The sequence below is a fragment of the uncultured Roseobacter sp. genome (genome assembly GCF_947496515.1).
GTDB lineage: Bacteria > Pseudomonadota > Alphaproteobacteria > Rhodobacterales > Rhodobacteraceae > Roseobacter.
In genome coordinates this window covers 120,852-141,190 of record NZ_CANMDB010000009.1, presented here as the reverse complement: position 1 = coordinate 141,190, position 20,339 = coordinate 120,852, and the positions used below count along the sequence as shown (strand labels likewise).

The 20,339-nt window shown below is 62.2% G+C and carries 17 protein-coding genes; 5 read left to right on the top strand and 12 right to left on the bottom strand.

Annotated features, from left to right (window positions below; all coding sequences use genetic code 11):
• Positions 1-70: 70 nt before the first annotated feature.
• The 4 genes from Q1A53_RS16005 (at position 71) to Q1A53_RS15990 (ending at position 4,115) form a co-directional block, all read left to right on the top strand.
• Positions 71-1,102 carry a hypothetical protein gene (locus tag Q1A53_RS16005; protein WP_299968642.1) on the top strand — a complete coding sequence of 344 codons (1,032 nt, stop codon included), beginning with the start codon at positions 71-73 and terminating at the stop codon, positions 1,100-1,102.
• Between the two features lie 139 nt (positions 1,103-1,241).
• The gene (locus Q1A53_RS16000) at positions 1,242-2,318 is read left to right on the top strand and encodes a GNAT family N-acetyltransferase (RefSeq protein ID WP_299968641.1); all 1,077 of its coding nucleotides are present in this window, start codon (positions 1,242-1,244) and stop codon (positions 2,316-2,318) included.
• 10 nt (positions 2,319-2,328) lie between these two features.
• Entirely contained in the window at positions 2,329-3,378 is a 1,050-nt protein-coding gene (locus Q1A53_RS15995; RefSeq protein ID WP_299968640.1) for an N-acetylneuraminate synthase family protein, read from the top strand.
• Positions 3,375-4,115, top strand: coding sequence for a methyltransferase domain-containing protein (locus tag Q1A53_RS15990; protein WP_299968639.1), 741 nt, complete (start codon positions 3,375-3,377; stop codon positions 4,113-4,115). The genes Q1A53_RS15995 and Q1A53_RS15990 overlap by 4 nt, the downstream gene beginning before the upstream one ends.
• Here the strand turns inward: Q1A53_RS15990 and Q1A53_RS15985 are convergent.
• Genes Q1A53_RS15985 through neuC form a run of 3 tightly spaced genes read right to left on the bottom strand, consistent with a single transcriptional unit; the run spans position 4,112 to position 6,312 of the window.
• Positions 4,112-4,444: a hypothetical protein gene (locus tag Q1A53_RS15985; RefSeq protein WP_299968638.1), complete on the bottom strand. Its 333-nt coding sequence runs from the start codon at positions 4,442-4,444 to the stop codon at positions 4,112-4,114. The two genes, Q1A53_RS15990 and Q1A53_RS15985, sit on opposite strands and share 4 nt — an antisense overlap.
• A complete protein-coding gene (locus Q1A53_RS15980; RefSeq protein ID WP_299968637.1) occupies positions 4,445-5,107 on the bottom strand; it encodes a class I SAM-dependent methyltransferase in 663 nt (220 codons plus the stop codon).
• The gene (gene neuC, locus Q1A53_RS15975; protein WP_299968636.1) at positions 5,104-6,312 is read right to left on the bottom strand and encodes a UDP-N-acetylglucosamine 2-epimerase; all 1,209 of its coding nucleotides are present in this window, start codon (positions 6,310-6,312) and stop codon (positions 5,104-5,106) included. Before neuC ends, Q1A53_RS15980 begins: the two co-directional genes overlap by 4 nt.
• A gap of 266 nt (positions 6,313-6,578) precedes the next feature.
• Here neuC and Q1A53_RS15970 point away from each other — a divergent pair, with 266 nt between their 5' ends.
• Positions 6,579-7,841, top strand: coding sequence for a hypothetical protein (locus tag Q1A53_RS15970; protein WP_299968635.1), 1,263 nt, complete (start codon positions 6,579-6,581; stop codon positions 7,839-7,841).
• Between the two features lie 15 nt (positions 7,842-7,856).
• Here the strand turns inward: Q1A53_RS15970 and Q1A53_RS15965 are convergent, their stop codons facing one another.
• The 9 genes from Q1A53_RS15965 to Q1A53_RS15925 all read right to left on the bottom strand — a co-directional run bounded on the left by Q1A53_RS15965 (position 7,857) and on the right by Q1A53_RS15925 (position 20,337).
• On the bottom strand, positions 7,857-8,639 hold the full coding sequence (locus Q1A53_RS15965; RefSeq protein ID WP_299968634.1) for an SDR family oxidoreductase: 783 nt from the start codon (positions 8,637-8,639) through the stop codon (positions 7,857-7,859).
• Positions 8,636-9,337: an acylneuraminate cytidylyltransferase family protein gene (locus tag Q1A53_RS15960; RefSeq protein WP_299968633.1), complete on the bottom strand. Its 702-nt coding sequence runs from the start codon at positions 9,335-9,337 to the stop codon at positions 8,636-8,638. Before Q1A53_RS15960 ends, Q1A53_RS15965 begins: the two co-directional genes overlap by 4 nt.
• Positions 9,334-10,350: a Gfo/Idh/MocA family oxidoreductase gene (locus Q1A53_RS15955; protein ID WP_299968632.1), complete on the bottom strand. Its 1,017-nt coding sequence runs from the start codon at positions 10,348-10,350 to the stop codon at positions 9,334-9,336. The genes Q1A53_RS15960 and Q1A53_RS15955 overlap by 4 nt, the downstream gene beginning before the upstream one ends.
• Before the next feature lie 5 nt (positions 10,351-10,355).
• On the bottom strand, positions 10,356-11,702 hold the full coding sequence (locus Q1A53_RS15950) for an NAD(P)-binding protein (RefSeq protein ID WP_299968631.1): 1,347 nt from the start codon (positions 11,700-11,702) through the stop codon (positions 10,356-10,358).
• A gap of 259 nt (positions 11,703-11,961) precedes the next feature.
• A complete protein-coding gene (locus Q1A53_RS15945) occupies positions 11,962-15,165 on the bottom strand; it encodes an Ig-like domain-containing protein (protein WP_299968630.1) in 3,204 nt (1,067 codons plus the stop codon).
• 277 nt (positions 15,166-15,442) lie between these two features.
• Positions 15,443-16,816: an FAD-dependent oxidoreductase gene (locus Q1A53_RS15940; protein WP_299968710.1), complete on the bottom strand. Its 1,374-nt coding sequence runs from the start codon at positions 16,814-16,816 to the stop codon at positions 15,443-15,445.
• On the bottom strand, positions 16,806-17,672 hold the full coding sequence (locus Q1A53_RS15935; protein ID WP_299968629.1) for an isocitrate lyase/phosphoenolpyruvate mutase family protein: 867 nt from the start codon (positions 17,670-17,672) through the stop codon (positions 16,806-16,808). Before Q1A53_RS15935 ends, Q1A53_RS15940 begins: the two co-directional genes overlap by 11 nt.
• Positions 17,669-18,289 carry an isochorismatase family cysteine hydrolase gene (locus Q1A53_RS15930; protein WP_299968628.1) on the bottom strand — a complete coding sequence of 207 codons (621 nt, stop codon included), beginning with the start codon at positions 18,287-18,289 and terminating at the stop codon, positions 17,669-17,671. The genes Q1A53_RS15935 and Q1A53_RS15930 overlap by 4 nt, the downstream gene beginning before the upstream one ends.
• Positions 18,286-20,337 carry a hydantoinase/oxoprolinase family protein gene (locus Q1A53_RS15925; protein WP_299968709.1) on the bottom strand — a complete coding sequence of 684 codons (2,052 nt, stop codon included), beginning with the start codon at positions 20,335-20,337 and terminating at the stop codon, positions 18,286-18,288. The genes Q1A53_RS15930 and Q1A53_RS15925 overlap by 4 nt, the downstream gene beginning before the upstream one ends.
• Between the last annotated feature and the right edge of the window lie 2 nt (positions 20,338-20,339).

Below are 20,339 nucleotides of genomic sequence, written 5' to 3'. Positions count from 1 at the left end.
TGAGGACAGACTGGTACACGAGAAAAAAATGACGCATTCCCAATCAGAATTTCTGAGGTCGCCCGCCGCCGTGGGCCTTGTCACACTGATAGTCTACGCCATCGCGGTGCTTGGTGGATGGGTCAACGCGGCATTGTGGTCGCAGGTGACGATCCTATGGGAAGAAGGCTGGACCATTGCCAACTGGCATGATCCTGCGCCCGAACCGATGGACGGCACAGTCGAAATGCGCGGCTCCAATACCTACTATTCGGCGCATCGGTTGCGGTTCTTTTTGACATATCCGGTGTTCTGGCTCAGCGCGCAGATGGGTATCGGGTATGATACGCTCTACGCTGCAATCGTCCCGCTGCTGGCAGCACTGTCGGCCTGGTCAGTGGCGGCAGTGGTCATCCATCGCAGCGGTCACGCACTGCATCTGATCAGCTTGATGGCGCTGCTGCCGGTCATTTGCATCTTTTCTATGATGGAGGGGCGATTGATCTTTGCCCACTGCGGATACGCTGTCTTGCTGGCCAGCCATCTCGGTAGTCTTGAACGGAAACCCTATCTCGTAGCTATCGGGTCCGCGATCGGATTGCTTCTGACGTCGGTTGCGAGCGGTACGTTCTTTTCCGCCTTCCTGGCACTCATACTGTTGTCCTGCGCTGCCGCAGTCATGGCCCGGGGCCTGATCAATCGCCTGCTGCGTCTGGCACCTCTGGTACTTTGCCTGCTGCTCTACAACGCGGACATCTACGGCGCGTTGATCAAAAACTTTGCCTTCTTTGGCGGAGGACCGGGTGCGGTCATCAACATGCTGCAACACGGCATCGGCGCCGTCATCCTCAAGGCGGGCAAGTTCACGATGGTATCGGGTCTCATCTGTCTTGTGACTGTGGCAGGCTTGGGCGCCGCGCTGTACCGGTTCCGAGCGCAGCTGGAACTGCGGCTGTGTTTTGTCTTGCTGGGCGCGTTGGCGATGGGCATGTTTGGTCTGTCCGCACTCACGCTGGCCTTGATCCCCACATGCGTTCTTGCCGCCGTCACGGCCCAGCGGTTTTTCCTTGGCATACCGGCGCATCAAACAGAACCGTCGGGTCCGTTTCCCGACCCCGCCTGAGCATTCATGCAACACCGACTGACCCTTTCTGGCCATCCTGAGTGCCAAGTGATCCGCGTTCGGTATATCACCACCGAATGGCACAGCCTGTCATATGGGCCATGTCGCGGGCATCCTTCGGCGTGAGGTGACACTCAATATGACCGCTTTTCACCTTTCAACGACGGGGGCAGATCGCGAACGCTGGATCTCGTTGCTGGATGCTTTGCCAAACGGCAGCCGCGACATCCACTTTCACCCCGACTATATGCGCATCTACGAACGGACCTATCCCGATCAGACCGCGCATCTGCTGGTTTACGAGGGGACCGGCGGCACGATCTGCAAACCCATCGTCTCAAAGGGCATTCCGGGGACGGACTATTGCGACATTTCATCGGTCTATGGCTACGGTGGCCCGCTGACAATCGGCAGCCCCACCGAGGACGACCTCGGCCGTTTCGATGATGCCGTGCAAGCGTCGGCCACGTCACTGGGAGCGATCAGCGAGTTTTGCCTGCTGCATCCGCTGCTGGGCGATGCGCAAAAGGTCCTGCTAAGCTCCAACGAGCCCGTCACCTACCGAAAGGAAGTAGTGGTGGTGGACCTGTCACAGTCCCTAGGAGAGATCTGGCGCCGCATCGAGGATCGGCAACGCAAGGCCGCCCTTGCAGCGCGCAAAGCCGGGCTCGTCGTTCGGGCCTCCGACCTGAGCGAGGCCGACATCGCCCGGTTCCAGGTCATGTACCTGAAAACCATGGAGAACGTGGGCGCGCGGGCCTTCTGGCATTTTCCGGATGACTACTTTCACAACTGCGCAGCCGCACTTGGATTTGACGGAACCAGCCTTTTCCACGCAGAGAAAGACGGCGAGGTCGCCGCATCAGTGTTTCATATCCATATGTATGATACGGTCTATTACCATTTTTCCTGCTCGGATCCCGACAGCCGCCAGTTGAACGCCACCTCCTTGTTGCTGCTCGACAGCCTGATCTGGGCAAAAGGCGCAGGATACCGCTGGTTTCACCTGGGCGGAGGACGCACGGATGGCGAAGACCCGCTGTTTACGTTCAAGCGGGCGTTCTCGGGAGAGACAAAACCACTGTTCAGTACCCAACGCATCCTTGATACACAGACCTACGACACGCTCACCGCGGCAACCAAACAGCGAGAGGCATCAGCGCTCGGCCAACCCCGAGAAACCAGCTTTTTCCCCAGGTACCGCTTGCAGACATGAAGGCCCTATCATGAATTTTGACAGTATCGACATCGACTTCTCAACCGGGGATCGGACCGTGTCGATCATCGAGATTGGCGTCAATCACAATGGCGATCTTGAGCTTGCGCGCAGCATGGTCCGCGAGATTGCATCCCGCGGCGGCGATATCGTCAAGTTTCAGGCTTTCATCTCCGAAGAGGAGATATCCATCCATGCCGAAAAAGCGAATTACCAAAAGGACACAACCGGCACAGAAGTGGGCCAGTTGGAAATGGCCAAGGCACTTGAGCTGTCCCACGATCAGCTGACCGAGATGCGCGACTTTTGCCGACAGATGCAGATGCCGTTTCTCTGCACCGCCTTTGAGAGCAGGAGCCTTGAATTCCTGCTGAAAGGTCTTGATGTGGCCGCCGTCAAGATCGCTTCTTCCGAAGTGACGCACCACCCGTTTCTGGCAGAGATCGCACAAAGCGGTGTTGGCATGATCCTCTCCACGGGCGCCAGCACACTGGAAGAAGCCGCCGCCGCCGTCAGGGTGATCGAAGAGGCCCGCCCGGATCCCGATCTGGTCATTCTGCATTGCGTGTCGGAATACCCTGCGCCGCTGGACGAGGTAAACCTGCGCGCAATGCACACGATGCATCAGGCGTTCGGCTATCCGGTTGGGTATTCCGACCACACGCAAGGGATCGTGGCGCCAATCACCGCAGCCGCTCTGGGGGCCTGTGCGGTCGAAAAACATTTTACCATGGACCGCACGATGGAAGGGCCTGACCACCGCGCCTCCATCGAGCCGGAGGAGCTTTCGGCGATGATCGACGGGATGAAAGGCGCACGGTCCGCTTTGGGTACCGGCATCAAAGTGCCCGTGCCCTCGGAGTTGCCGCAGCTGCCTCTGATCCGAAAGAGCATTGTCGCGCGGCGCCCGCTCAGCGCAGGTCATGTGGTGACGGAAGCTGATATTGCCTTCAAACGACCACTTAACGGGATCGAGCCCTTTGATCTCAACCGTGTGCTGGGACGCACCCTGAAAGTGGACAAGGACACCGACGCACCCTTCCAGTGGTCGGATCTATGACAGGCCCCGCCGAGCCCAGCACGGATGCCGCCACGATCTACGATGCCTTTGCGCAAAAGTACCGGTCCTACAGCGAGACCAAGTCGGACTATCTCAGCGCTGTTGACAGGCTGGTCTGCGAGCAGCTGAACGGTCGTGCGGGCGTCGTGCTCGACTATGGTGCAGGAGACGGCGTCCGCGGCGCGAACCTTTGCGAGCAGATCGCGCCCGATGCTTTCTATCAGGCAGATGTCAGCAATGAGATGATCGCACGCTGCCGTAGCCTGGGCTTGGCAAAACAGGTTTTCCAAGTACAGGATCCCGACTGGTCAAAGGATCTGCCGCCGCTTGATACGGTTATGTGCCTGTGGAATGTCCTGGGACACCTGCCAGACACGCAAAGCAGGCGCGCACTTCTGTCCGAGCTTCACGCGCTGCTTCGACCCGGCGGCACGTTGATCATCGATGTCAACAACCGCCATTACGTGGGCTATGGCGCGTTCAAGACAGTGTGGCGACGGATCATTGACGCGGTGAAACCCGACTACGCAAGGGGGGACATCCGCTTTAACTGGGCCATCGACGGCGTTGACTTTCCGGCATCCGGCCACTTCTTTACGCCGGCAGAGATGCGCGATCTTTTGCAGACTGCGGGCTTGACAATCATAAAGGCGGTCGCCGTGCACTATGCGACAGGCGATGTCAGTGAGAATCTGACACGTGGCCAGCTGTTCTTTGCGGCAACAAAGAGCAGCTAGCCCGCATCGCTATAGGCAGAGCTCTTGTAGGCGCGCGCGTATCTTTCGCGGAGTTTTCCCGCGACCCGCTGGACTTCCTTATCTATACCGGAGCCCGCGTTGTCCGGAGCCCCTGCAGCCAGAAGATCCAATGCAAAGATCAGCGATTTCTGCATGTCACGGTCAAGTGTCCCGCCAGCCCGCAGCAAGTCAACAACCGCGGGGTCAAGTATCCGGGGTCCGGATCTTTTGGTCGTCAACGGCGCGCCCGCAACGCGGTCTTTCGACAGGCTCGCCCCCGCTTCGAGGATGGTCAACGCGCTTTGCAGGATAGGGTCAGCTGACGCCATCTATTTCTGCGCCCAGATAATGAATTCCTCGACCGTGTCGCCATTCGCCTCATCCGTCAGACGGCGGGTGATGGTCAGTTCTGACCATGCCGCAAAGAGCTGTTCGATCTCTGGCCGATCAAAGAAGTGCGAGACACCCATTTCCTTGCACGGGCCACAGGTAGGGTTCTGCGATGTTGCGGTCTCTATCATGACGCCACTGTCAGCACCTGTCGTCTGGCGCCCCCAGACACTTGCGTAGAACCGGCCACCGTCCGCCAGCATGCGGTAAACATTGTCGTAGGTCTGGGTAATCGTCGTCAGCGGATTGGCATAGATGGCGAAGTGATCGACGATCAAATCAAACTGCTCTGTCCCTGACGGCAGTTCTTCAAAGGTCATGGTCTTGAGATCAAGCGTTTGCCCATCTTTCACCAATGGTCTCAGCCGGGCCTCGGCCTTGGCGATGGCAGTGGGTGCACCGTCCAGACCGTATGTCTGGAAACCCTCGGCCAGCAGAAAGCTCAGGTTCGCCCCTGCCCCACAGCCCAGTTCCAATACCTTGGTCTGCGCTCGGATCTCCGGCGTTCTGTAGGTGCGCATGGCAAGGCGAATGAGCGTCTCCGCCGGATATTTTCCCCACGGTCTGCTGGCGTGCAGCTCTTCCCAGACGGCGTCCATCATGTATCCTCCCGCGCATTGAGACCGAGGCCCAGAGCCAGCGCATCAAAGTCGATCTCATGGAATTTTTTCAGGGTCAACCGGCTGTCCAGGGGCACGGACTTGAGTGTTTCCAAGGTCAGCCGCGACGCCTGCCCGTCCCCATAGGGGTTTTTCATGCCGCTCAGACCTTCGCGAAAGGCAGGGGAGCGTGCTTTTTGCAAGGCCTCTGCCATCTGCCCCGGATCGGTGCCCGAGACGTCCAGCACATTCTGGCCCCGGACACGACCAGCCTGCCGTCCCCCGACATTGACCGCTGGCAGCTCGAAACTCGGTGCCTCCCAAAGGCCCGAAGAGGAATTGCCCACCATAAAGCGCGCGTGCGCCATCAGCGCATAGAATGTGACCCGGTCAAACGAGGTCCGCACGATGGCATCCGGACGCCGGGACTGAAACGCATCGAGCATGTTGACCAGCGGCTGAAACCCCGGGTCAATGTTGGGCCGCATCATGACGGGCCGCTCCGGCACCTCTGCAAGCGCGTCTAGCAGACAAGCATACTGCTCTTCGGCCCGTCCATCGCCCAGGGTCTCCGGGTGAAAGGTTGACAGAAAAAACGGGGCCTCATCCGTCAAACCGATCCGCTCGTTCAACGCCGCGCGCGACAGTTTGGGTTGCTCGACGATGGCATCAATGGCCGCGTCACCCGTCAGCGTCACCCGCCAGGGTTCTTCTCCCATCTGGATCACGCGCCGGGCATGCTCCGGCATGGAGACGAAATGAAGATGCGATAATTTGGTCATGACATGGCGCACCTGATTGTCCAGCGCGCCCTCGGTGATGTCGCCCCCACACATATGCGCCACAGGGATCCCCAGCGTCGTCGTTGCAACGAACAAGGCAAGGTTTTCGAGCCGGTCGCCAGAGACACAGACGATGTCAGGCGCTTGACGTACCAGCGCGGCAGTAAAGGCCGCCACCCCCTTGCCGAGACCGGCCGAGAAATCCTCTGGTCGGTCGCTATCCGACAGGAAATCGACCTTTTCCGCGATGACAAGACCGTCGTCTTCGAGTTGGCGCCAGGTTTCGCCGAACGCCGGTACGAGGTGCATGGCGGCACAGAAGATAAGCGCCTCGATGCCCGGATCCTGCTGCGCCATGCGCATGACAGGAAACATCGTGTTGTAGTCACTGCGCGCTGTCGTGACGAATGCAATACGCCGGGTCATGCCAATTCATCGCCGCAAAGAGGGTGCGGAATCAGGACCGATGGCCTGCGTCCTGACAGGTTGAAGCGCCACCATAACACGCGGGATTTCCTCTCATCCTTGGTCCACCGGATGACCGGCGCCTCGCGCCGCCCGGGTCGGTCTTAGGGTAATGCACGCCAGCTCGCAAACCGATTTGCCGCCCTGCTCGATTGCAGATGACGAATAATGCGCCGCTCGGGCCATGACCATTGACAGCCCCGACACCCGGGGTCACATCTGCGTTCATGCAATCCAGCTGGTCCGCCGACGTTCTCTTTGTCGCTTACGGCGGCGGTCATGCCCAGATGGTGACACCCGTCATCAAAGCTCTGGGCGACCGCGCCCGCATTGCCGTGCTGGCCCTGCCATCGGCCATCGCGCACTTTCGCAGATCAAACATCCCTGCCCTGACCTTTGCGGATCTTCTTGACCCCACGACGGATCAAAACGCTCTGGCGTGGGGCGAAGCCCTCGCACAGCAGCATCACGCCGATCACACAGGCATCGCGCGGAGCCAATCAGTCGCCTATCTTGGGCTCAGCTACGCGGATCTTGTCGGGCGTCTCGGCTCATCCGAGGCCGAGGCGCGGATGGCACGGATGGGGCGGCACGCCTTTCATCCCATCACCGTGCTGGACCGTGCGCTGGATCTGGTGCAACCGCGCGTCGTCGTCGCGACCAACTCGCCCCGCGCCGAAGCCGCCGCGATAGAAGCAGGCAATCTGCGCGGCCTGAGCACACTCTCCATGACAGATGTCTTCATGGCGATGAAGCACCACCGAAACCAGGCACAGGACATCACCTATCTGAATCGCTTTGCCATGGAGAACCTGGCGCGAATAGGCATTGTGAACCCCGACCGGTCGCAGGCACACTTCACCGGCAACCCGGCCTTTGATGCGCTGTTCAAAACGCCTGCCGCATCCGATCGGGCCTGGCAGGCAGCGGAATTTCCAGACGCCAAAGACAAGCCCGTTTTTCTTTTTGCCGATATGGTCTCCTGGGTGGAGGCAGGCACGAACGCCAGCCACACCCAAACCGAAGCGCAAGTCGCAGCTCAGCTCGAAGCCTGCGCCGACGCCGCGGAACAAGCAGGGGTGATCCTCGCCATCCGTCCTCATCCGTCGCAGGATCCAGGGCCGCACGAACGTATCGTATCAGAGCGTGCCGCCTGCGTTCTGGCCCGTCACCAGCCGCTTCATGACCTCTTGCGCAACGTCGAAGGTGTCATCGCGCGCTCGTCAACCGTGGCACTGGAGACGGTCATCCTGCGGCAAAAGCTCCTTCAATTGGAGCCAGACAAACACCCCGACATGCCGCTTGCCTCTCTGGGCACCGCATGGGGCGTGCCGGAGATGTCGGAGCTGGCGCAAGTGATTGAAACAGCGCTGGCAGACACCACCGAATGGCGATCCATAAAGTCGAGGATCGAGCATCATTTTCCAGCGCAGATCGCGTCGGAGGCCATCGCTGATCTGATCTTGCACAGGCTGGAGCAGGCCAGCTGACGCCACATGCGGCCGCTACCAGGCGGTCCAGCCACCATCGACGATCAGGTTCTGGCCGGTGATGTAGCTTGCGCGCGGGTCGAGCAGCGATACGATCGCGTAGGCCACATCGTCTTCGGTCGCCATCCGCCCCATGGGTGTCTTCGCCTCATATCGGGCGAGAAATTCGGGGTTCTGGCCCCGCTCCACGCCGCCCGGAGTCACAGTGTTGACGCGAATATCGGGTGCCAACACGGTTGAGAGCCAGCGACTGAGCGCGATCAACCCTCCCTTAGAGGCAGCATAGGCCGCGGGGTTTGTCATGACCGTCCCGGCATAAAGGCCGTGATCCGGCCCCACGACCCCGTAGATCGAGGCCACATTGACGATGGCACCGGCATCCCGCGCCCGCAACAGCGGCGTCAGTTTCTGGCTCAGAAAGAACGGCGCCAGCAGATTGACCTGCATGACCGCCTGCCAGGCGTCGTAGCCTTCTTCGTCAAACGGTACACCCCAGCCCGGCATATCATCGTAGAAGGCGGCATTGTTCACCAAGCCGTCAAGCCGCCCGAAGCGGTCCTTGACCTCGGCCGCCACCGCATCAAAGCAGGAAGCATCGCGCAGGTCCGCTTCGATCAGGTTGCAGGTGATCCCGTGAGCGGCGGTCATCTCCGCGCAAAAGGCGTCAATGTGCGGGCCCGCCCGGTCCAGTATCGCCAGATGGCACCCCTGCTTGGCAAGCTCTGCGCCTGTAGCGCGCCCGATATGGCCACCACCGCCGGTGATCAGCACAACATTGTCCTTCATGGTCGGGCTCATGAGGTCTCCTCGAATGGCTGGCGCAATAACAGATCGGCAAGATGCAGATCATAGGGCGTGTCGATGTCGAGCGCCCGGTGCGCAGGTATCTCGACCGATCCCACCCGGCCCTCCATCAGGCTCTCACACCGCTCCAGATAGTCCACATCCCCCACATAGACGCAGGTGGTGATGTCATACACGGCGGGGACGTCCTGACGGCGCACAGCCTTCATGCCCGGCGTAAGGAGCGAAATCAGACCGTCCTCGTCTCGTTTGACCATATTGAGATAGGGCGACCGATGGCTGGGGCTGATACCGAAAACGATGTCACAATGGCCGCGATGAAATTCCTCGACAGCCGCGTCGATGTCTTCGGCGCTTCGCAGAGGCGATGTGGCGGGCAGGGAGATAAACACATCGCCCAGACGTGAGCGTTCCGCCTCTATGGCGTGCCGCCATGCAAGGAGCTCCCCCGCGGTATCGGTTGCCAGTTCAGCGGGGCGCGGCAGGACATCGGCACCGGCATCCCGTGCCACATCCGCGATCTGAGCACTGTCCGTTGAAACCACCACGCGGGAGATATAGCGCGACGCCAAGGCGCCCTCGATCGCACGGGCCACGAGCGGCGTGCCGCCCACGGGGCGGATATTCTTGTCCTTGATCCCTTTTGACCCGCCCCGGCAGAACACAAAGGCGGTGTGATCCGTGGTTATCACAGGCTCACCCGCTTTCCGGAAAGGCTCGACTGACGTGCCGCATCCACCAGTTCCAATACCGCGCGGGCGTCCTCGAAACGGGCGAAATCCGCCGCTTCGCTGGCGTCGTACTGAGGCACGTAATCGTCAAAGGCCCGGTCGAGAAACGCGTCGAACTGGCACAGGTACATATCATTGCCAGCCTCCATCTTGGGCGTGGTCAAGTCTTGCTGCCCGTCGGGCGTGGCAATAACGGCGGTCTCTTCGATCAGGTCAGCGTGTAACGTGCCCGCTGAACCCACGACCTTCAGGGTCATGCAGGGCACCCGCTGGAGAAAATCGACGCTGACCGTGATCTGGCGCTGATCATACCCAAGAATGATGCTGGCGTGATCTTCCACATCCATCTCAAGCCCGCTCAGGCGCGCAGTCTCAGCCGTAACGCTTCGTGGGTGACCAAAGAACCACCGCGCATAGTCCAGCTCATGGCTCAACTCCAGCAGTACACCGCCACCCAGATCCGCGCGGGCGCTGACGCCATCGCGGTAGTCACTGCCGGGCCGCCAGTCCGGCAAGTACTGGCCCGTTGAAATCTGCGCGGTCCTGATCTCGCCCACGCAACCTGACGCAAGCGCATCCTTCAAAAAGGCCATGATCGGTTGAAACCGCAGGACATAGCCGACAAAGAGCAGCCCCTGCCCCCGCTGCAACGCAGCCTCAAGACCTGCGAGCTTGTCCACCGACGTCTCGAGAGGTTTTTCCACAAAGATCGGCACGCCGCGCTCGGCAAAGGGGCTGCACTGCGCGGCGTGTTTGGCAGCTGGGGATGAGACAAGCACCGCATCGGGCGCGAAGGCCAGCGCATCGGCGGCGGTATGGACCACCTGCAAACCACGTGCCTCCGCCGGTGCCGGGCCCGGTTTATGGCGCCAAACACAAAGCTCCGCACCCGGCATGAGAGTTTTGATATTGCGCAGATGGCGGCGCCCGATGCTTCCCAGCGATACCAGCAGAATGCGTTTGCCGGGCGCCATGTCGGTCAGGCGACCAACTCGGACAGATGGGCTGAATCAAGGTAGATGTCCCGGCGAAAGAATGGCACGACATCGCGCAGAACCACCTTGTCGTGTCGGTTCGCCACATCGGCGTGGAAGGTTTTGAACGCGTCTGCATATCCCAGCTTGGCCAGCTTGAACGATACCGGAATGCGTTTGATGTCTGCCGCGACCAGTTCCGCATCGGCATCCACGACACCAAGCTCCTTGATCTCCGCCCAGACATCGGCGCCGAGGCTTTCGGGATCATTCCAATACGCACTACCAATCTCTGCCGGGCATTCGCAGGTCACAAATGATACGCCATCGGCGCGGACCTGATGGCTGAACCGACCCGACGCTGCACTGCGATACGTGAGCTGGTCGGGATCGAAGTTCTGCAGATAGGTCAGATCGCGCACCTTGTCGGCCTGGGTGAGCAGCGTCGCGAACAGCATTGGTGTTCCGTACTGATGCCCATCGACATCGCCGGGGATGTCCAGCGCCGCGCCCAGAGCACGCAGGCTGTCGTTGGACCAGATCAGAGTATCGACCTCAAACACATCCTTGTCAGTGTGAACTGTCACATTGGCATCAGTTTCGACAATCGTGGTGATCTTCTGGCCCAGAGTGATCCGCACGCCCTTGCTTTTCAGCCAGCCGACAGCACGATTGCACCAGCCCTTCATCGCGTCCCCGTCGCTGGGGTAGATCGACACAAAGTCATCGACCTTGCCCACAGCCTTGCGCCGCGCCGCAAGAACCGTGTCAAGGAACGGATCTTTCTTGAGATCGAGCATGTCCGGGTCATCGAGGAACTTCAACCGGCCCATGGAGGTCTGCGCGATGGCCGTCGCTTCGACCTCACTCGCCGAAATCCCGTACACCTTCTGGAAGATAGCAGAGAAGATTTCAGCCGCCGTCCGCCCGTAGCGCTGTGCGAAAAGCTCCTGCAGCGTACCCGCAAGCGTCGATGGCACATTGCTCGCCAGCGCCAAAAGCTCCGCGCGAATCTTCTCCTTGACCGCGCTGTCATCGAGCGAGGCAAGATCAGGCAGCGAGAAGCCAGGCGTGACCTTGTTGTTGAATGCAGAGGCCGAAACGAAATCAATCTCGTGCACTTGCCCGTCCATGATCTCCGTCACCACATCGGCAAGTGCCACGGGAATGGAGTCAAAGATGTGCACGCCCTTGTCGACGGAAAACCCCTGTATATCAAGGGAATGCATGACGCCGCCAAAAAATGGCGCGCTGTCGAGAATGTGGATTTCGACGTCCGGGTTATCCAGCAGATGAAGCGCATCGCAAAATCCACGAAACCCCGACCCAACGATCATGACCCGTTTTTTCATAGCAATGATGTCTTTCCCGATAAGGTGGCACTGGTAGAAATCTGGCCCTATGTGCCAAAGCACGATTACTACCGCAAGCATCATCCGCTGCCTTATTGCCGCACACCTCTGGGAACCGTCGATTTGGTACCGTTGAGCGCCAGAGCGCCAATTGTCCTCATCTTACGCAGTCTTCCGCCGGCTGCGAGCCTTGGCTCTGACGTCAGCCCATCACCTGTTGGCATCCCGCTACAGGCGATGGGCACGTCACTTTGGCGGACTAGACGAACGCGAACATCTCCGCCTCTAGCTCCGCGATCGACACCTCTCGCAACGCCAAACTGGTGTTCTCATCGAAGATGAAGCGGACAGAGCCATCTACTTCAATTGCCGATGCTGCAAGACTGACGAAATCGCCGATACCGGCCACGGCAATCTCGATCAGATCCGCCTGCTCGCCATCACCGTCGAAATCGGTGATCACGTCGTGTCCGATACCAAAGACAAAGACGTCGGCGCCCAGCCCGCCTGAGAGCATGTCATTGCCCGAGCCTCCTTCCAGCCTGTCGGCACCGAAGCCACCGAACATCTGGTCATTCCCGTCACCGCCCGAGAGCGTATCATCGCCCCGGCCGCCGTAGAGGATGTCGTTGCCCTCTTCGCCGGACAGGGTGTCATCACCGTAGCTGGCGTAAAGCTGGTCGTCTCCCGCGCCACCCAGCATGGTATCGTCGCCGTAGCCACCGAGCAGCTGGTCGTCTCCGTCCCCTCCCAAAAGCCGGTCATCACCGTAGTGGCCGTGCAAGATGTCATCTCCCGCGCCGCCACTGACGATGTCATCGCCCGCAAAGGCAAACAGGCGGTCATCGCCCGCACCGGCACGCAACAGCTCACCGGACATGGTCCCCAGGGTGCGAACATCATCCCCGGTCGCCTCATCCGCAGTGCCGAAGTTGAACGTGGATGTATCACCCTCCGCAATCCCGGCGTAGGCCTGGCCCGCGCTGTCGACGAATGCCCCCGGCTCGATCTCGATGGCATAGCGACTGTCCTGGGCGAGGTGTTCTGGCGGCGTGACCGTCACCTCTGCACCATCGACCTGCACCAGACGGGGATCTGTGACGTCAATCTCAATGCGTTCACCGGTGTCGCGATTGACCAAGGTCACCGCCCCCTTCCCAAGGGTCACTTCCTCGGTAAAGGTCAGGGTAAGGGCTGCGTCGGTCTCCACATCCCCGGCATTATCTGCCGGGGTCGCCGAAACCAGCCAAAGCGGCGCGTCCGCGGTCAGGTCAATCTCCACCGGGGTGTAAAGCGGCCCGTCGGAGGCAAAGCCAAGTCGTCCGTCGCTGTTGGATCCCCAACCGAACACACGGCCGTCGCTGGTCACGGCGAGGATGGAATTCGGGCCGGTTTCGATCTCGACCACATTCACGTCATCCAGCTCCGCGATCTTGGTCGGATAAAAGCTCACGTCGCTCTCAAGCGTGGGATCACCGTCCAGACCGCCTGTCGGCCCCTCGTCGTTCGGACCCCAGGCATAGACATCGCCATCGCTGGTCAGCGCGACCGCCCAGCGGGCACCGCCCTGCACGTCGATGATCCCCTCGGGCAGAGCCGTCAGCTCCACCGGAACCGGCACGTCTGCTTCGTCGCTGGTAAAAGTGCCGTCGCCGTTGTCGGTTCCCTGCAACAGCTGGCCCTCGTCGCTCTGCCCCCAGCCAAAGACGCGGCCATCCGCGGTCACCGCGTAGGAGGTTCGGCCAGCGGTGCTTACCCCGACAATATCATCGGGCAGGTCCGCAACGAGCACCGGCTCCAGCACGCGGCGGTCCTCTTCTCGGCTGACCTGGTTATCGACGTTGCTGCCCATGGCGTAGACCGCGCCATCATCTGTCAGTACCAGCGTGTGAGAGACATCGGCCGCCACAGCAACAACCTTTTGCCCGGCGAATGCCTCGACCACCACGGGGCTCAGGCGTTCGTCCTGATCGCCCAGCCCAAGCTGGCCATTGCTGTTGTTCCCCCAGCCATAGAGCGTGCCATCGGCTGCGACTGCGAAGGAAAACCCGTTGCCATTCTCGATGGCGACAATCGTGACGTTATCAAGGGCGGCGATCTTCACCGCCTCCGTGCGCGGCTCTTCATCGCCCAGCCCCAGCGGGCCGCGGTTGTTGAAACCGAAGGCCCAGACATCGCCATCCTCTGTCAGGAACGTACTGTGCAGAAGCCCGGCAGAGACCGAGACGATCCCTTCCGCGACACCGTCGGGCATCTCCACAGGGCGCGGCGCCTTGACGTCGAACCCAATGGCCCCGTTGCCCAGTTGGGCGACGATGTTCTCCCCCGAGCTGTAGAGCACACCGTCCTGCAGGAAGATGGAGAAGTGGTTGCCAGCGCCCAGGCTGCTGAGCACCGGGGCGGGCTCGCCCTGATAGGCCTCGACTGCGCGCGCACGGACCAACTGCCCGTCATAAGCGCTGCTGGCAAAGAGGGTCGTCTCGCCCGCATCAAGGAAATCGCCGTCCCCGTTGAGGTTCTCCAAGGCCAGCACCGTGCTGTCACCGGCAAAGCTGTTGGCGGTGACAAAGAGTGTGCCGTCCGGCCCGGCGGCGAGTGAAAAGCCAATCTCTGCCAGGCTCTCGCCGACCATGGCCTTGTCGTTCCAGACCTCGATGGCCTCGAACTGCTGGTCGATCTGGCCGGAGCCATCCACATCCGTCAGTCGGTAAACCTTGAAACCACCATCCTCAATCCAGGTGCTCGTGTAGATGGACCCATCTGCGGCGACCGTATGGGCAATATCAACCGGCGCGCCAAAGCTCATATCATCCGAAATGAAGGCCCGCGCTTCATCGGCAGAGATGGCACCATCCCCATCCGTATCCTCGATGCGCCAGAGTGTGTCGGTGCCACCGCCCACAAGATCGGTGAGATACGCCACATCGCCGAAGAAGTTCAGATCGAAGGGCACGGGCGTATCAGTCAGTATGGTCACGTCGAGCCAGACGGTCGCCTCTCCTGCATCATTCGCATCCCCGTCGCCGTTGATGTCCTGCGTCCGGTAGATCGCGTCCTGCGGTACGCTGCTCGTGCCCGCATTCGCGATGTAGATCGCACCGTCGCCGCCTTCGGCCACCCCGTTGGGTGTCACGGTCGAGAAGCCCGCCGCATTCTCCGAAGAGAACCACACCACCGCCTCGCCCGCGTCCTGCGCATCGCCATCGCGGTTCAGGTCCGTCAGACGAAAGACCGCATCCGCGGTCCCGTCGCCGATCATTACGGATCCATCGGCGATCTGCGTGACAGCAAAGATATTGTTCGTAGGTGTCTCGATCCCGCTGGCGTTGGAGGCGTCGAAAAACACCGTCGCTTCGCCCTCTGCTGTGCCATCCCCGTCGCTGTCTTGCAGTAGTAAAAGCTGATCCAGCCTCTGGTCTCCGAGCAAAATGCCCTCAACCCCGCGCGTATTTACACGTCCCATTTTCAGTCCCCCAAGTATTTAATTGATGAAATACCTGGCGACGGGCTGGGCTTGCATCGCGGTTAATTGATTCTTTTTATCAAGTAAAGGGAACGCGACTCTATAAGGGGCTGGGGGAGTTCAGTCTGCCTCCGAAAAGGCCTCGCCCTGCCGGCAAGGCTGGCACGCAAAGGGTGAGGCACGACGTCGGGCGCCGCGCATAAAGGTCGGGGGCATCTTGCACCACTTTCGCCCGCCGAGGTGCTTTCGGCCCTTACAGCGCCCGGTGCAATGCACCTCAGCGTGTGATCTGCGCCTGCCCGGCCAGCCTGCCCAGCACCACAGCGCTCAACAGCCCGTTCCCAGAGAGATAGCCGCTATCGCCTCGGCCCGACACACCGCAGGCCGCGCCACCGCCTGCATGCAGGTTTTCGAACGCGGTGCCGTCGGGCCTGAGGACCCGGGCATTTTCGTCCGTGCGCAACCCGCCCTGCGTGTGAAAGAGCGCCCCTGTCACCCGCACGCCGCAGAATGGCGGTGCCAGCGCCGCGCCGCCAAAGCTGCGCCCGAACCTGTCGCTGCCGTTCTGCGGCAAACCGCTCAGCGTTTCGGCCAAGGCGTCGGCAGGCAGGCCAAGGCTCACCGCGAGCCCTTCCACTGTGTCACTTACGCGGATCGCACCCCCAGCCTCTGCCCGGCGGAAATCCTCGAACTGGCGGGCAATCCCGGCGATGCGGACGTCAAAGATGCTGAAGGCCTCTCCCCCGGGCTGGGCCAGAACGGCGCGGGCTGCTTCGGAATAGCCCTGCGCCTCGTTCCAGAAGCGCACGCCGTCGCGGTTCACCTGCACACCGCCTTCGCTGATGACAGCCCAGGTGATCAGAATGCCGTGCGGGTGGGCCACATTGCCGTGCCCCTGATACGCACCCAGATGCATCAGATCGGCGCCGAGCGCCCGGCCCCAGAGCACCGCCTCGCCCCGGTTGCCGTCGTGGCCGAACCACAGCCCACCGTCGATCTCCGGCATGTGTTCGGAGACCAGCCTGCGGTTGCCGCCGAACCCGTTGCACGCGAGGATCAGCTTTTCGCAGCCAATCGTCTCTTCCCCGCCGTCGGGACGCCGCACGCATATACCGCGCACCCGACCGTCCGCGTGGTAGAGCCTGCGCGCCCGCCGCTCGCAAATGATGTCGAGCGCCTCAGCCTCGCAAGCGCTGCGCAGGCTGTCGATCAGCTCGGTCCCCGCGCGGCTCGGCAGCCCGTGCATCCTGCGGCGGCTGTGGCCCGGATAATCGAAGTCCGCCACGACCGAAAAGGGCAACCCGTAGCGCGTGCTCAGCCAATCAATTGCGGGGCCTGACTGCGCGGCCAACCGCTCCACCAGATCCGGGTCGTTCTCTCCGGCTGCCTTGGCCTGAATGTCCTCGGCAAAGCGCCGGGCGTCATCCACGATCCCCGCGGCCGCTTGAGCGCGCGTGCCTGCGGCGGGGATCAGCCCTGCCGACAGCGCGGTGGAGCCACTTGGCACGGGGTCCGCCTCGATCACCAGCACCGATTGCCCGGCCTCATGGGCGGCAAGTGCTGCCACCAGCCCGCACGCCCCCGCCCCGACGATCAGCGTTTCGCAGTCCAGATCGAACGCCGCGGGTGGCGCGGCAATGTCAGCCGTCATTTCCGTCATAGCGCCGCCCCTCCGCCAGCGTCTCGGGCGTGCCGATCACTGCGTTGAGCCCGTCGAAGTCATGCATACGGTCGGCAAAAGGGCGGTTGCTGCCGTTTTCGCGCAGGCTGGCGTAATACGCCTCTGCGGTGTGCGCCAGCGCCCGGACGATGCCGCCCGGAAAGATCACGATTGAAAACCCCAGCTCTTGGAGTGCCCCCGCCCCGGTGATCGGCGTCGCCCCGCCCTCCACCATGTTGGCGAGTAGCGGGATGCGCCCTGCGAAATGCCCCGCAATCTGGCCCAGCTGGTCGCTGCTCTGTGGTGCTTCAACGAACAGCACGTCGGCACCCGCCTCCAGATACCGCTCCGCCCGGTCGATGGCGGCGTCGAACCCTTCTACCGCGATGGCATCGGTGCGCGCGATGATCAGCGTCTCTTCGCTCTGTCGCGCATCCGCCATCGCGCGCAGCTTGCCCGCCATTTCCGCCGCGGGGATCAGGGATTTGTCGGTCAGATGCCCGCAGCGCTTGGGATAGCTCTGGTCCTCCACCTGCAATGCCGCGGCCCCCGCCCGCTCATAAAGCCGCATGGTCCGCTGCGCGTTGAGCGCGTTGCCAAAGCCCGTATCCGCGTCGATGATCACCGGCAGGGGTGTCCGGTCCGCGATCAGCGTCATCGTGTCCGCCATCTCGGTGACCGAGGTCAGCCCGATGTCAGGCCGCCCCAGCCGCGTGTAGGCGACCGCCGCCCCGCTGAGATAGAGCGCCTCGAACCCCGCTGACGCGGCAATCGCCGCGGTGAGCCCGTCGTAAACCCCGGGGGCCACAAGGATCTCATCGGAGGCGATCCGTGCGCGCAGGCTCATACCCCGCCCTCCAGCCAGCCCAGCGCCCGCGCACAGCTCATCTGATGCGTGACCGTGCCGAGCGACAGCAGCGTCGCCGCATGCACCTCGTCGCGAAAGGCGGCACTGCCATCGGTCAGCAGACAGGTTTCGATGTTGCGCAGATGCGCGTCCCGCAGGGTCGAGGCGACGCCGCCGTTGGTGACGATACCGCCGACGATCAGGTGGTCGATGCCGACCGCGCGCAGGATGTATTCCAGCCGGGTCTGGTAGAGCGCGGAATAGGCAACCTTTTCCAAGGTGAAATCCGCGGGTGCCAAGGTCTCGACCAGATCATGACCGAAGCTGCCGGGGGCGAAATCGCCGCGTCCCAGAAACGGTCGCAGTTTTTTCAGATGCGGCGCGATCAACGGCTCTCCGGCAGCGTCGGGCACCAGCGTGAACTGAGCGGAGATATAGCACCCGCCCCGCGCCCGCAGCGCTGCTACCAGCGGCGCGATCCTTTGCGGCAGGGCGGCGATGCTGTCAGCCCCTTGCCCTGCACGGCCATAGGCCCCCTCGGGGTGCAGAAAATCGTTCTGCAGATCGATCGTCAGCAGGGCGGTCCGGGACAGATCCCAATGTGCAGGCTCGCTCATGAAAGCGCCTCCTTCGGGGCGAGGATGGTGTTGCCGAAATCATCAATACTGGCGCGCAGACCGGGTTCGACCAGCACCGTGGTATCCGGCTGTTCCAGGATCGCAGGGCCGTTGAGGACGGTTCCCGCGGGCAGGGCCAGCCGGTCGTAGATCGCGGTCGCGTGCCAGGCATCGCCGAAGTGCACCTGACGGGTGGCCTTTGGTTCAAAGGCGCCGCCTGCATCCGGTGCCAGCGTCATCAGATCGAACTTTGGCCGGGTACCGATGACAGCGCTGCGCAGGTTGAGGATCCGCCGCGTGCCGTCTTTCAGAAGCCGACCGAAGGTCGCCTGATAGGTCGCATCGAAAGCCTCCGCGATCTGCAACCGGCTGGGCGGGGTGATCCGGCCCGCGCTGACCGTGACCTCAAGCGGAACGGGCACCGTATGGGTCTGACCCACGTAGGCCATGTCGAGCTCGAACTGGACACGGCGCGCCTCGAAGGTGGTGCGCGCGGCGTCGAGCAACGCCATGCCATCGTCCGCATGGGCCTGCATGAAGCGGCCCAGCGCGGCCTCGTCCAGACCGGCGAGCCCGGTGTTGATCGTCTGCACAAAATCCTGGCGCATGTCGGCAATCACACAGCCCATGGCCGAGGTTACCCCCGGGTAACGCGGCACGATGGCGCGTGCGATGCCAACCTCCGCCAGCATGGCACCTGCGTGCAGCGCGCCGCCCCCACCAAAGGGCATGAAGGCAAAGCGCTTGGGATCGAAGCCGCGCTCGATGCTAACCAGCCGGATGGCCCCAGCCATGCGCGAGTTGGCCACCCGCAGGATCGCCTCCGCCGCGGCCAGTCGGTCGAGCCCCAGCGGACGCGCCACATGGGTGTCAATGGCAGCCCCGGCGGCCTCGACATCAAGACGTTCGAGCTTGCCCCCGATGGGGTTGTCGGGGTCGATCCGCCCTAGCACCACGTTGGCATCGGTCACGGTGGGCCGGTCGTTGCCCAGCCCGTAGGCCACCGGGCCAGGGTCAGACCCCGCGCTCTCGGGTCCGATGTTCAGCAGACCACCTTTGTCCACCCAGGCGATCGAGCCTCCGCCCGCGCCGATGGTCGTGATCTCGATCATCGGCGTGCGCACGACCATGCCGAAGTCGATGGAGGTTTGCGCCGACAGCATCGACGCGCCTTCCGCGATCAGCGAGACATCAAAGCTGGTGCCGCCCATGTCGCCGGTGATCACGTTGTCGAACCCCGCCTCAGACGCGATGTAGCCCGCAGCGATTACCCCAGCCGCGGGGCCGGACAGCGCCGTGCGAACCGGCAGACGGCACGCGGTCTCGACCGCCATGACACCGCCGTTCGATTGCACGATCATGAACTCGCCCGCGAAACCGCCCGCTTTCAGAGCGCCCTCCAAACGGTCCAGATAGCCCGAAACCTCCGGCTGCAGATAGGCGTTGAGCGCTGTCGTCGAGAACCGCTCGAACTCCCGGATCTCCGGCAGGATTTCGGAGGAGGCGGAGACATGAGCGTTGGGCCAGATCTCGCGCACCGCAGCAACTGCCGCGGCCTCATTGGCCGGGTTGGCGTAGGCGTTGGCAAATAGAACGGCGATGGCCTCGCAGCCTTGCGCGCGCAGGGTCTTTGCCGCGGCACGCACAGCGTCCAGATCCACGGCGGTACGGATAGAGCCATCGGCGAGCGTGCGTTCCGGCACTTCCAATCGGTCGCGGCGGTCCACGACGGGCTCGAAATCCCCGCGCAGACCCCAGGTGCGGGGCCGGTCCCGGCGGCGCATTTCCAGCACATCGCGCAGGCCTTCGGTGCAGATGACGCCGGTCCTTGCCCCCTTGCGCTCCAACAGCGCATTGGTGCCAGCGGTGGTGCCGTGCACGACGACCGAGATCCCCGAGAGATCGGACACCTTGCGCGCGATCCCGTCGAGAAAGCCCCCCGACTGGTCAGGACGGGTTGTGGGCACCTTGGCGACAGCGGCAGTACCATCTGTTTCATCCAGCACAAAGACATCCGTGAAGGTCCCGCCCACGTCGACACCGATCATCC

Bases quoted from the DNA above. Each gene is read 5' to 3' on its own strand.
- Q1A53_RS16000 (WP_299968641.1), top strand. From the start codon at position 1,242: ATGACCGCTTTTCACCTTTCAACGACGGGGGCAGATCGCGAACGCTGG.
- Q1A53_RS15995 (WP_299968640.1), top strand. From the start codon at position 2,329: ATGAATTTTGACAGTATCGACATCGACTTCTCAACCGGGGATCGGACC.
- Q1A53_RS15990 (WP_299968639.1), top strand. From the start codon at position 3,375: ATGACAGGCCCCGCCGAGCCCAGCACGGATGCCGCCACGATCTACGAT.
- Q1A53_RS15985 (WP_299968638.1), bottom strand. From the start codon at position 4,444: ATGGCGTCAGCTGACCCTATCCTGCAAAGCGCGTTGACCATCCTCGAA.
- Q1A53_RS15980 (WP_299968637.1), bottom strand. From the start codon at position 5,107: ATGATGGACGCCGTCTGGGAAGAGCTGCACGCCAGCAGACCGTGGGGA.
- neuC (WP_299968636.1), bottom strand. From the start codon at position 6,312: ATGACCCGGCGTATTGCATTCGTCACGACAGCGCGCAGTGACTACAAC.
- Q1A53_RS15970 (WP_299968635.1), top strand. From the start codon at position 6,579: ATGCAATCCAGCTGGTCCGCCGACGTTCTCTTTGTCGCTTACGGCGGC.
- Q1A53_RS15965 (WP_299968634.1), bottom strand. From the start codon at position 8,639: ATGAGCCCGACCATGAAGGACAATGTTGTGCTGATCACCGGCGGTGGT.
- Q1A53_RS15955 (WP_299968632.1), bottom strand. From the start codon at position 10,350: ATGGCGCCCGGCAAACGCATTCTGCTGGTATCGCTGGGAAGCATCGGG.
- Q1A53_RS15950 (WP_299968631.1), bottom strand. From the start codon at position 11,702: ATGAAAAAACGGGTCATGATCGTTGGGTCGGGGTTTCGTGGATTTTGC.
- Q1A53_RS15945 (WP_299968630.1), bottom strand. From the start codon at position 15,165: ATGGGACGTGTAAATACGCGCGGGGTTGAGGGCATTTTGCTCGGAGAC.
- Q1A53_RS15940 (WP_299968710.1), bottom strand. From the start codon at position 16,816: ATGACGGCTGACATTGCCGCGCCACCCGCGGCGTTCGATCTGGACTGC.
- Q1A53_RS15935 (WP_299968629.1), bottom strand. From the start codon at position 17,672: ATGAGCCTGCGCGCACGGATCGCCTCCGATGAGATCCTTGTGGCCCCC.
- Q1A53_RS15930 (WP_299968628.1), bottom strand. From the start codon at position 18,289: ATGAGCGAGCCTGCACATTGGGATCTGTCCCGGACCGCCCTGCTGACG.
- Q1A53_RS15925 (WP_299968709.1), bottom strand. From the start codon at position 20,337: ATGATCGGTGTCGACGTGGGCGGGACCTTCACGGATGTCTTTGTGCTG.